This is a genomic window from Glutamicibacter sp. BW77 (assembly GCF_002332285.1).
GTDB classification, from domain to species: domain Bacteria; phylum Actinomycetota; class Actinomycetes; order Actinomycetales; family Micrococcaceae; genus Glutamicibacter; species Glutamicibacter bergerei.
In genome coordinates this window covers 1-11,450 of the sequence record NZ_NRGT01000066.1, presented here as the reverse complement: position 1 = coordinate 11,450, position 11,450 = coordinate 1, and the positions used below count along the sequence as shown (strand labels likewise).

General features: G+C 56.8%; 8 protein-coding genes. 4 read left to right on the top strand and 4 right to left on the bottom strand.

The window, feature by feature from the left end:
• Positions 1 to 40: 40 nt before the first annotated feature.
• From CIK74_RS11285 to CIK74_RS11270, 4 genes are read left to right on the top strand one after another with little or no spacing between them, the layout of a single operon-like run.
• Positions 41 to 1,528 carry a site-specific integrase gene (locus tag CIK74_RS11285; RefSeq protein ID WP_096256317.1) on the top strand — a complete coding sequence of 496 codons (1,488 nt, stop codon included), beginning with the start codon at positions 41 to 43 and terminating at the stop codon, positions 1,526 to 1,528.
• Position 1,529: 1 nt separating this feature from the next.
• Positions 1,530 to 3,362 (top strand): hypothetical protein, encoded by a 1,833-nt coding sequence (locus CIK74_RS11280; RefSeq protein WP_096256316.1) that lies wholly within the window; start codon positions 1,530 to 1,532, stop codon positions 3,360 to 3,362.
• Positions 3,359 to 5,455 (top strand): hypothetical protein, encoded by a 2,097-nt coding sequence (locus CIK74_RS11275; protein ID WP_096256315.1) that lies wholly within the window; start codon positions 3,359 to 3,361, stop codon positions 5,453 to 5,455. Before CIK74_RS11280 ends, CIK74_RS11275 begins: the two co-directional genes overlap by 4 nt.
• A complete protein-coding gene (locus CIK74_RS11270; protein ID WP_096256314.1) occupies positions 5,452 to 5,850 on the top strand; it encodes a hypothetical protein in 399 nt (132 codons plus the stop codon). Before CIK74_RS11275 ends, CIK74_RS11270 begins: the two co-directional genes overlap by 4 nt.
• Positions 5,851 to 5,854: 4 nt before the next feature.
• On the opposite strand, the gene CIK74_RS11265 is transcribed toward CIK74_RS11270, so the two are convergent.
• Genes CIK74_RS11265 through CIK74_RS11250 form a run of 4 tightly spaced genes read right to left on the bottom strand, consistent with a single transcriptional unit; the run spans position 5,855 to position 11,091 of the window.
• Complete coding sequence (locus CIK74_RS11265) at positions 5,855 to 6,088, bottom strand: helix-turn-helix transcriptional regulator (protein WP_205738279.1); 234 nt, start codon at positions 6,086 to 6,088, stop codon at positions 5,855 to 5,857.
• A gap of 11 nt (positions 6,089 to 6,099) precedes the next feature.
• Positions 6,100 to 7,134: an Eco57I restriction-modification methylase domain-containing protein gene (locus CIK74_RS11260; RefSeq protein ID WP_096256313.1), complete on the bottom strand. Its 1,035-nt coding sequence runs from the start codon at positions 7,132 to 7,134 to the stop codon at positions 6,100 to 6,102.
• A gap of 2 nt (positions 7,135 to 7,136) precedes the next feature.
• Positions 7,137 to 10,439, bottom strand: coding sequence for a DEAD/DEAH box helicase family protein (locus CIK74_RS11255; protein WP_096256312.1), 3,303 nt, complete (start codon positions 10,437 to 10,439; stop codon positions 7,137 to 7,139).
• Positions 10,432 to 11,091: a methylase gene (locus CIK74_RS11250; RefSeq protein WP_096256311.1), complete on the bottom strand. Its 660-nt coding sequence runs from the start codon at positions 11,089 to 11,091 to the stop codon at positions 10,432 to 10,434. The genes CIK74_RS11255 and CIK74_RS11250 overlap by 8 nt, the downstream gene beginning before the upstream one ends.
• Positions 11,092 to 11,450 lie beyond the last annotated feature (359 nt).

The following is an 11,450-nucleotide window of genomic DNA, read 5'->3' as shown; positions in this document are numbered from 1 at the left end:
TTCCCTCCAAAATGTCCGTGTTGGGGTGTAGGGTGCTGCCATGACGAGCAACGACGAGATTGCCGGATGGAGACTACGCAGCGCCAGGCCACGCCGACCAGACACTCCTTCCAGCTGGCTGCCTGAAGATTTCCTGAATCTCGCCCAGCGAGAAGAGGAAGCGGGGCTTCGCAACGACGAGCTCTTCCTCCTCAAGCCCGATGGCTACCCGGACCTAGATGTTAGTGCCTATCTGCACGACCGGTCGTTCCGCCGTCTATCCCGCGCGACACAAGTTTCCTACGCCAAGGATCTGCGCACACACTTCAACTTCCTGTACAGCCAGCACATTGGCTGGCGAGAATGCACAGTCGAACTATTTGAAGATTACGAATACTGGCGTCGCCGCGATGAACGGAATCCCTCCAGGATCTCTGGGGTCAAATTCAGCAGAGAGCTTGCAGCCTGCCGCCGATTCTACGAGTGGCACGCTAGACGCGGCACCATCCGCATCTCTCCCATTCAAACGTTCACTGATGACAGCTCCTCGAACCGGGCCGGTGTATCTGTACCGCTGATGCCCAAGAACGCCCGGAACAACCGGGTCAAGTGGCTCACCCCCGAGGCCTACCGCCAGTGGAAGCATGTTGGTTTGTCCGGCTACAACTTGGAAGGCCGGCAGAGGCACAACTGGCGCGGGAGGAACGAAGACCGCAACATCTGTTTCGCCGACCTGCTCTGGGATTCCGGGCTCCGGCTCCGTGAAGGCGCAACGCTGCTGTGGTGCGAGGTCCCTGCACTCCAAGAACGTACGAACTTCCACCAGGCGCGGCTGGCGACCGCAGTGGCGAAAGGCCGAGGTCGTAACTTCTGGGTGTCGAGGGCAGCCTTGCAAGGCCTCGGGGCCTACAAGTTGACCACTCGCGCAGAAGCTGTTTCACGGGCCCAGAAAGAGGGGCGGTACGACAATCTTTCTGGCAAACTGGTGCTTCAGTCCGTGGACGCAAACCGCCGAGCCAAGCTCATCGATGACAACGGCCGCGTGACCGCTTGCTCGCTGGACGACCTCTACGCCGAAGAACGCGAACGCCTGTTCATCCAAGGCGATGCGGGGCTTGAGCCAGCAATGGTCTGGCTGGCTGAATCGGGTCTGCCGATGAAGTACATGACCTGGGAGATGGTGTTCAGTACAGCTTCACAACGCTGTCGGTCCCAGTCGGTTCCGATAGCCTGCACTCCGCACATGCTGCGTCACTCATTCGCTTTGAGAATGCTGGTGTCGCTCATCCACGCCACCGATACCCGGCTTGGCATCACGCCGGAGGAACGGCGCGAGTACCGGATGCTCTTTGGAGACCCATGGGTTCTGGTACAGACCATGCTCGGTCATGTGAACGTCGAAATAACCAGGCAAGTGTACTTGGAACCGGTCCAGGGATTGCAGGTTGACTTGTTCCTCAACGCCGGCGAAAACGACGAGCACGACTTCTCGGCTGTACTGTCCAGAGAAATCCTGTCCTCACCTCTAGTCAACAAGGGAGTTCGTTAGCATGCCACGACTCAGAGCTGAGTTTCCGTCCGAGGCGTATCGTCGCCCGAAGAGGACGGACAGCAAAGAAACTGTGGTTACTGTTGTTGGTGAGAACGGTGAGTCGCTGGGTTCTTTCGACTTCAGCCGGTACCCATTAGTCGGGACGCTTCGGCAGTCTCTGATCCTTGCGTTCATCAAAGCCACCAGCTCGGGTGGGCGCTGGAGGCGTGCTGGAAGCTGCGCGGCAGGGCAGAGCGTGATTGGTACATTCCTGAAGTTCGTAGAAGCAAATCACCCAGATGTAGAGAGCATTGAGGGCATTACACCGGAGGTCTGGAATTCCTGGCGTGCCGACCTTGAGAACCGGGTGAAATGGCCAGGACAGATCAATCTGAGCAGATCCTTGCTTACTGACGTTGAAGGTCTTCCCGAGGCTACCCAACTGGTGCTACGAACCAGGGCACCGAAGCCAAAGTCCCGTGATTACAACGCCTATTCCCGTGAAGAGTTTGCCCGGATCAAGCGTGTGTATACGGGCTACGTGATGGAGGCTGAGAAGCGCATTACGTCCAACGTGAAGACCCTGATCGACTACTGGAACGGAGTGGGAGATCCTGAGGATAAACCGTATAGGGCGAGATGGAAGGACTGGAGCAAAGGCCAGATTCTTGACCATCTGCTGACCACCGGTGAGATACCGAAGGTCATGGAGAAGTTTCCGCACCATTCAGGTTTGAAAGAGCACTTCGGTCTTGAACCTCATCAACGGTCGAGGAATTTGCTGTTTCCAAGTCCTGCGGAAATCTTGGCCCTGGTAGTGCTGTTCATTTGCGAGCGGGGTTACAACTCGTCGGTAGTGTTCGGCATGGAAGTTCCCGAGTTGGCGTCTGGGATCCCCATCAAGTCCAGCGGATCGGTGTATACGGCCCAATTGGACAAACCCCGGCGTGGTCCAGCCAAAAGGTATTTCACCAGCAACTTCGCGGGAAACGAATCCCGTCTCATGGAACGGGCTATTCGGATGACCCAGCCAGCTCGCTACACACTTGAGCAATTAGGGTTCCCCACAAACCAGTTGCTTATTGCTTTGGGCACACACACGACCAGGCATCCTTCCGGGATTTTCATTACGGACTGGTCAACGAGCGGTTACTTTGTGAAGTCCTTGGACAAGCTGGCTCCAGTGCTCGGTGACGACGGTACTCCACTTCACCTGAATCTTCGCCGTCTCCGGCTGACCGAGCAGGTACACAGCCAGAGGAGCCGGCAGAACTCCGAGACGGTAAGCGAGGAAATCTACCGGCGGTCCGAGCCAGCGACTGTCAAGCAAGCCGTACCGGTGCTCTTGCAAGGGCAGCAAGAAGCTCTCCAGCACGCACAGAGGTTTGTCGAAATCCGCACCGTCACCACACAAGAGCTGCCGGCGGACGGAGCCCATGTGGAAGCGCTGTCCGCACGGCTGGGTATCGGCCAGGAGGCAGCCCAGTCGCTGCTCAACGGGGCACTGGATACGGCTACTGCCGCCTGCACTGACTTCTTCCACAGACCCTTCGATACAGACCAGAACGGTGCCTGTGCGGCTTCCTTCATGATGTGCCTCGGCTGCGACAACGCTGTTGCCACTCCACGGCACTTGCCCCAGCTTGTGGTGCTATTTGATGCCTTGCAGTCCATCTCGTCCACGGTCAGCGAAGAGCGGTGGAACCGGGAGTTTGCAATGCACCAGGCAAGGCTGCGGAACCTCTTGTCTCGGCTTGCCACCAAGGCAGAGATCGCTGGAGCACGGTTGCAGAAGACAACGGAAACTGAGGATTTGATTTCTCGACTCATCGGAAGGGAGCTAGACGCATGACTACGCAAAGGCACGCTGAGGTCGCCCAAGGGTTGCCAATCCAGGGGCACACGAAAGTCCATCCGGAGCTGTCAGACTCGGTCTTTAGCGACGGCCTGTGGACGCTTGATGTCAGCCGGCAGAAGTCAACGGCCCCATTGATCAACTTTCATTTTGCGAACGTGCCATCTAGGGCCAGGGACTTTTGTAAGCATTTCCTCTGGTTGCTTCTGAATGAGGAAACGCCAATTAACCAGATGAACCGCAAGCATTCGATTCGCAGCCGGTTATCGGTGCAGAGCGTGCGGACAACCTACCACGACATACTCCCGTTCCTGAGATGGTTTGAGTTTAGTAAAGAACGGAACCTGTCGGATCTGACCCCGGAAGCGCTGGACCAGTACGCGGATCTCATTGCTGACAGCAAGGTCTCCTACAACCCCAAGCGGCGGCAGTTACTGGCGGTGAGCCGCGTCTGGTTGCTTAGTCCATTTCTGCCTGCCCACTACCGACTTGTGTCCCCGCCCTGGGAGCGGGTGGGGAACCTCGAAGACATCGTGGGGGCCTCTGACTGGACTGCGGAAAACAAGACTGCGCCGATTCATCCAGCCACCATGTCGCCACTGTTGATCTGGTGCCAGCGACTGGTCAACGATCTGTCCGGCGATGTCATCGAAGCCTCCTCGGTGCGAGACGAAATGAAGGCCTCAATCCCCAAGGAACAGCCATCGAACGGGTTGGAAATCATCAATTCATATATCCGAGAACTTCAGCTAACTGGGCAAAAGCTACCGGCAACCATCGTAAGGAATCGACGGCAAGGAAGAAGCACAGCTGTAGCAGCTGAATACCTCTCCGCGACACTAGGCGTACCCCAGTTCGCCCTGAAAGGGATTCACCACAAATGCGAGGTATCCAACGAGGCCTCTGCTCCACTGCCCTACGCGCCTACGGGAACTATCGACGGCAAACCATGGACTGATTCAATCGACTACTACGAAGCTACCCGTCTGAAGCGGCTGGTGCTTACTGCCTGCCTAGTGATCGTCTGCTATCTGAGCGGGATGAGAGGTGAGGAAGTCAGAGCGCTCAAACGAGGATGCTGCACGGAAATCACAGACGACGACGGATCGACGAGTTTCCGTATCGAGGGTCAGACTTTCAAATCCGCCACTGATGAGCAGGGGAATCTCATTCCTGGAGGCAAGACCCGAGAGGTTCCGTGGACTGTGATCGGACCTGTTGCGGATGCTATTCGTGTTGCTGAACGCCTTCATGATCACGAGCTGCTCTTCCCGCAGAAAGAGTTCCACATCATCTCCAGCCGGTCTGCGTCGACATTCACCAGTGTCAGCAATCAAAGCGCCAAATGGTCTATTCAGTGGCTCATCGACTGGTGCAACGAGCAGGCCGAGCGGCTGGAACGCGAACACGAAATCATCCCAGAAGACCCGGCCGGCCTGGTTGTCCTCCGTCGGTTCCGGCGTACCCTGGCCTGGTTCATCTACCGACTGCCAGGTGGCCGGGTCGCGTTGGGTATCCAGTACGGGCATCTGCACAGCTACACCACTGATGGCTACGGTTCCAGGGTATCGGCAGGGTTACGCGATCTGTTTCCCATGGAGGAAGCCCTGAGCGTGTCAGATGGGCTGGCCCGTGCAGTGGATGCCGCTGACAACGGGAGCCACGTCAGCGGACCTGCTGCCGAACGGTACAAGCGTGCGGTGGAAGAATACCGGGATGTGTACTCTGGCAAGGTCATGAACGCTAAACAAGCCGCATCCTTGATGCGGAATCCGGCATTGCGTATCTACGACAACGGGCCGCAGATTCTCGCCTGCTGTTACGACCCCGCCAAGGCCCTGTGCCACCCAGACCGGAAAGTGAACAAGGCTGTAGGGCAGAGCCCGGACCCGACAGCCTGCGACTCACGGTGTGCCAACATTGCGCGGACCGATGAGCACATCGAACGCATCCAGCAGCTGATTGACGAGTTCAAGCGGGAAGCAGAATCCGAGGCGGTGCCATTGCCATTGCGTGAGCGTTCGAAGCAGCGCGTCAGCTTGCTGGAGGCACTGGTACAGGCCCACGATGAAACAGGGGTGGAGCTATGACTGACGAAACTCAGCGCCAGGCAATCCGTGATGCCATGACCAGGCTGGTCGAGGGGAAGCCACTGCGCTCAGACGGCAAGCTCACCATCAAGTCACTCGCGAACGAAGCCGGGGTCAAACGCTGGCTGCTGACCCACAAGTTCACCGACCTGCAAGACGAGTTCAAGGTCCGCATGGAGCTCACTGGCGGCGAACCTGCCGTGGTGGTCAAGCTACGCGAACAGCTCAAAGAACGCGACGAGACGATCACGCGGCTCAGAGCAGAGATCCGCGAGCTGACCAACGACCGGCAGCAGCTGGAGCGTGTTATCAACGTGCTGTCACTGGAGCAACAGCATGGTAGGACGGACAAGTCCAAGGTGGTTGGCATCCGGCGGCCGAAAGACGGTAGCTGACGGCCTACTGGTCTTCGTCCGGCTGCACCTCAGCGAGGGTAAGCTTCAGGCCAAGCACCTCGGAAATCTTGCTCAACGTATCCGTGCTGACATCCTCGCCGGCCTCCAGACGCGCCACGGACGGGCGGGATACGCCCGCCCTGGCAGCAAGGAGCCCCTGAGGCCACCCAAGGTCCGTGCGTGCTGCACGGACCTGTTGGGCGATCTCATTCATGGCGCTTGAATTGGTTTCAGCCATGATTACGGCACTCAAACCATAGCTTTGACATTGGTTTCGATGAAGTCGATTTCCGAAGCGCTGAGTCCGTACTTCTTGTACAGCTGCCCGTCGATCTCCGGCACCGACTTCGACCAGTCGATGTCGGATGCCTGCGTGAAATCCTGCAACGGGACGTGCTTCCAGACCTTCGCGGGGTTATCTTGGGTCGTTTTCAGAACCCCCAGCAGTGCTCGCGCGAACTTGGTCTTCAGATAGTTGAGACACGCGACGGCCTCATCCTCTGCGTCGAAGCAGCCGATCGCGATGAAGGACTGAGTTGTGGCAATCCCAGGACCCAAGACCAGTGGGCTCGCCAGAGTCTCACCGAAGGTACCAGTGCCGTTCGCCTTGGACACGACCACCTTGTGTGCGTTGAAGTTCGCCGGCCCGGTTATGTAGTCGTTCCGAATCCAACGCTGCACGCGTTTGTTGTTGAGTAGTCCAAGCGTCTTGACATACATCTGCCCGTCGTCCGGTTTCTGCTCGTGGAAGATGAACGAGAGCTGCTGGAAAGCGTTGGTGTTTACCTTGAACTGCGAACTGTTGGACATCAGCGCTGATGCGTTAGGCTCTCTGTCGTGCATCGTCTGGGTGTACCTGAAGGCGCTGGAACTCGCCACCTCGGCGCCAAGCGAAGGCCCCTGCTTGGACGTGACCTTGTGGAGGATATCGTTGACCTCGGGGGACCTTGAGAACGTACCTATAGGCTCGACGATTCGGCCTTCATCCCTGTAGGTGACCGCGATACCCCCTTTGATCCCCGTGCCCGGGAAGAGCTTGTCGCTGTTCGGGACGTAGATAGGCACGGTGAGATGGGCGTCAGCGAGCATCCTTTCGTTCCAGGATTTCGGAGTCAGCCCCGCGTTGAAGAGGAAACGGGCTGGCGTGATCAGGACCGCCTTCTGAGCGACCTCATAGGCTGCATCCATGAAGAGGTGGTAGACGGGGGTGTCCCTAGTTCCGGTGCCCGTTGCTTCCTCCTGATAGGGCGGATTTCCGATTACTACATCGAACTTCTTGTCCATGTTCACTTACCTTCCTGGAGCATGTCGTTGACAAGGGCCTTGCGCTCGTCTGGGGTCATTGTTGCTAGGTTGCCGACTTGGTAGTGTCCAGAATCTTCCATCCACTGTTTGCGCTCATTAAGTCCGCCAGAGACGGCCTCGATGGTTATGTCGTGGAGTATCTGGTTATGGCTCATCTCGAACAGCTGATTGGTGAGGATGTGCTTGAGCCGTTGCTGCTGGTCGGGGATCTTGGCTACCAGCCCGGTGTCGAGGCGACGCACCAGTTCCATCAGGAACAGTCCTGCCGTGGAGAAGAGGTCCGCAAAGGTCTTCGTTGGGTCCTCGAAGATTCCAGGATTCTCCTTTTCAAGCAGGTCAACCATCTGATCCACCACAGGCTGCGGAGTGAAAACCAGCGACGACTTCTGTCGAGGAATGTAGGCGAAGATGTTTTCCGTCAGTGAGTCGTCAAAGTAGTCGGCGAGTTCGGCCTTCCTTTCTAGGAACTCCTGAATTGACTGGTCGAACACTGCTTCATCGAAGAATCCGGGGATCTGGACTACGTGCCCGTCCTCTTCGACTACTTCCTGCCCGTCGCGCAGGATGCGGAACTCGGCCTCGCTGATCCCAGTGATTTCCTGGAAGACATCATCTGGGGTGTGGTCATCAAAGTTCGCCAGGCGCATATTTTCGTGTCCATAGGCCATCAGAAACAGTGGGATGGTGCGTGCAAAACCGCGCAGGTGGGAACGAGCATCGTCCATCGTGGCGTTGGCCCGGTTCTGTTCCTTCTTGGTTTCTTCGCGGGTGACAGTTTCCTCTGCTACTGCCTCGGAAGATTTCTTCAGAATGGCCATGAGTTCTGCCTCAAATACAGAATCATTTTCGACCATCTTTTCCTCGACAGCTGCCACTTCTTCGTCAGTGGTGGCCTTCTCCCGCTCGTCTTCTAGGTGCTTCTCAGCAATGTTCTTTTCGACGATGGCACGCTCAACGGCAGCTTCTACTTTAGCTTCGGTATGCTTGATGTCTCGATTGACCTGGGCAGCGGTCAGGTCATATTCGTCTTTGAGTTTTTCACGGGTGTCTTTAGTCTGCTCAGTGACGAAGTTGGCGAGCTCCTTGGCCAACTTGGCCGGTGGCTTCGCTGGATCGATGGCCGGAACGTCTTCCTTGCTCCACACTGGAACACCAAGTTCAGCAACCTTCGGGTTGATGACCGTGTCAACATCAACCTGGACATTGCCTTCGCGGTCAGTGACCGGGGCAGGATCTTCCAAAGAGATCATAGTGCCGCTCTTGAGTTTGCCTTCCTTGGCTTCCGGGAGCTTCTCAAGAATCTGCTTGATGTGCTCCGAGTATCGGAAGATTCCGGCTACGTTATCGAACAACAGATTCGAGAGGAAACCACGTCGCACAACCTCCTTGGCCTTGAACACCTGCGGAATGGTGAGCACCTGGGCGGCGTCAAGCTCCACCATCTGGCCTTCTGAGTCTTCACCAATGACCGGGAAGAAGTTCAGTAGGCGGCGGATGTTGTCCTGGCGCACCTGAGGACTGCCCGATGGGTTCGGACGTAGGTTGTTGGCGAACTCATCAAAGATGGTGAGGGTCCGCTCGGGTGCGAAGTCGAATATGTAGGCGTTCTTTTTCTGCAGCACATGCTCACCCCGCATGAAAGTGTGGGGGTTCTGGGCACGGAATGCTGCCTGCATATACTGAGCCGGCGAAGACAGGTTCGATAGCATCAGCACCGCGGTCCATTCCGGCACGGTGACACCTGTGGTCAGCTGACCAACCGACAGCGTGATCGTCTTGCCGCCATTCCTCTCGGCCGCAGTGATTGCCTTGCGCACCCTGTCCAGCGACTTCTCGGAAGCCGCCGTGTCCATGCTGTCGTGGCTCTTGCCATCGCCAGCAGCGAGAATGATCGTGTAGTCCTTGAACACCTCGTGTTGCTTCAACAGCTTTTCGAGCGCCTTGGCCGAAGCGACACGGTCCAGCAGCCAAAAGGAGTGCCGGATTTCTTCGCGTAGTTCAGGCGTGGAGAACGGGTACTTCTCATTGTGTGTCAGGCAGTCCAAGAACTTGAGGATGTCCTCGCGGTGCTCGAAAACGCCGTTGTCCTTGGTCGTGAAGAACTCGTTGAGGTCGAAGGCATAATCAATGTTGGCCGCGTCTTCGGAGATCGCTACGCCCTGGGCAAGACGATCGGTGATCATGCGCGAAATCTGGTACGTGAACATGTTCAGCGTAGGCAGGGATGCGTAAGGATTGTCCCGCGACTCATCCGACCACTCTTCGCGAGCAGTCTGTTCGTCTTCGTAGGTCCAGTTGAAGATCTGTTCCTGATCGAACTTCCCTGAGGCCAAGGCCTTGAACGGGGTGCCGGACAGGTGCAGCGTCTGCGTGCGAGTGATGTTGTCAAACGCGATGTCGGTTTTCGTGGTGTCGATGCCCTCGTGGGCTTCGTCGATGACCAGCAGGTCCCACTCGAAATCGGCGATGTGCTTCAGCTTCTTGTGGTGGCCGCCGAAGTACTGGGAACCCTTGAGGTCCTGCAGCGAAAGGAACTCCACAACGCGAGGGTCCTCGTCCTGATTCTGGGCAGAGTACTTGCGCCAGTCCTCACGGGTCATTGTCTCGCGGCCAGCCAGCGATGCTGATTCTGAGACGAAAACATAGGAAGTCTGATGCCCGATGAAGCGGGTGAAATCGTCGAACCATGAGTTGGCGATAGCAGGACGGTTGGTCACGATGAGGACCTTGCGAGCCTCAAGGTGGCGCATAAGGTCGTAGGTTGTCAGGGTCTTGCCGAAACGTGGCTTGGCATTCCAGAGCACTTCGTCATGTCCAGCAGCGAACGCTTCCAGCGCCTGTTTGACCGCAGCTTCCTGTTCGGGGCGTAGGCTGTACTCATCAGTGCCCACGCGCTGCATATCGACTTCATCCTGGCTGGCGAACTGAAGGAAGTAATCCTTGGAGGTTCTCGGAGCGTCGGCGAAGTGATGCCACTCGGTGCGCTTTGGCTGGGCATCGGGGTTGTATTCCCGCTCAATGCCCTGCTGCTTCAAGTAGGTATGGAAGTCCTTGTCGGTGAATCGTCCACCGCGTTCAGTCTGGAAAAAAGCCCGCAGCGCCCACAACTTTTCCTTGCGCACGGACAGTTGGGATGCCTGCTGCGCGATGCGTACATCTGGGCCGCCGGCCTGCTCGGTGTATCCGATTTTCTCCCAACCTGCGTACTTGGGAATGTCGGGGGTAGTCCACGAGTATACGTACGGAGTGACTTCGTGGAAAGTGCTGATCTTCGGGTTAGACATTAGCCTTCACTTCTTTGTAGACGTGCTCGACGCGGCAGACTGCGTAGGAGTCGTAGATCGCAAAATCGAACATCCCTATGCCAGTAGATGAGTTTCGCAATGATGAAAGAGAGAATGGTTCTCGCTGGACCATGCCTGGTTCGTTGAGCACGCGATGCCACCACGAGAATTGAATCTCTGCACCAGCGGCATCAAGACCTGTGAGGGTGTTGCCCTGGAGAATGTTGCGCTCGATAAGCTTGGCTGCCGAACGGTAGAGGTTCGTGCGTGGTCCACAGGAGTTTCCGGCGCGTTGGTGGAACTCGACGAAAATGTCTAGAAGCGATTCTTGCGCTGCCCGGTGATTGTCTTCGAGGAGCTCGATAGCGTAGATCGAAGCGAGGGCAAACAAGGATTCGGTCTGCCACACTGTCGGCTGGTAGCGCTTCTCGATGGCGTGCAGCTTCCGGCGAAGTATGGCGACCAGGAAGTTTCCGTCGCCAGCGGCAGGCTCGAAGAACGTCTTGTCTACGAAGTTAGGGCCGGTTTCTAACTCTGGCTTCACGAGGTCAAGCATCCGATTGACCATCGACCTTGGGGTGAATACCTCACCATGCGCTCTCACGCGATCACGCGACTTGATGAGCTGCTCATCTGGTGTCAGTGCTGTCATTGATCCTCGTGAATTAGGTGCAAGTTAAACTATTCTTCAATGTATCAGATTCTTTGCATTCGATTGATGGTTACGCACTCCTTTTGCCGACTACCTAGCTGACGGCGAGGACAACCTGTCTGCAGTCTCGTGCTATGTCCATGCGGAGAAAAATCATGAGGGGTGTCTTGCAACTGTTAGCGCCCCGATCGCGGAGACGATTCGATTTTCGTCCGGGCGCTCTGGGGTGCGTAAAGAGGGAAGTGCAGACATCCTGACACTAACGCGCGGATGCTTAGGGACAGATGGTTACTTTTCAAAGTGGCGGTCAGGCCGGTCGAAGAGTCAAGTTACAACACATGCGAACAATGCAGGGAACC

What these genes read in the sequence shown, in the direction of transcription:
- CIK74_RS11285 (WP_096256317.1), top strand. Translation starts at nt 41, where the DNA reads ATGACGAGCAACGACGAGATTGCCGGATGGAGACTACGCAGCGCCAGG.
- CIK74_RS11280 (WP_096256316.1), top strand. Translation starts at nt 1,530, where the DNA reads ATGCCACGACTCAGAGCTGAGTTTCCGTCCGAGGCGTATCGTCGCCCG.
- CIK74_RS11275 (WP_096256315.1), top strand. Translation starts at nt 3,359, where the DNA reads ATGACTACGCAAAGGCACGCTGAGGTCGCCCAAGGGTTGCCAATCCAG.
- CIK74_RS11270 (WP_096256314.1), top strand. Translation starts at nt 5,452, where the DNA reads ATGACTGACGAAACTCAGCGCCAGGCAATCCGTGATGCCATGACCAGG.
- CIK74_RS11265 (WP_205738279.1), bottom strand. Translation starts at nt 6,088, where the DNA reads ATGGCTGAAACCAATTCAAGCGCCATGAATGAGATCGCCCAACAGGTC.
- CIK74_RS11260 (WP_096256313.1), bottom strand. Translation starts at nt 7,134, where the DNA reads ATGGACAAGAAGTTCGATGTAGTAATCGGAAATCCGCCCTATCAGGAG.
- CIK74_RS11255 (WP_096256312.1), bottom strand. Translation starts at nt 10,439, where the DNA reads ATGTCTAACCCGAAGATCAGCACTTTCCACGAAGTCACTCCGTACGTA.
- CIK74_RS11250 (WP_096256311.1), bottom strand. Translation starts at nt 11,091, where the DNA reads ATGACAGCACTGACACCAGATGAGCAGCTCATCAAGTCGCGTGATCGC.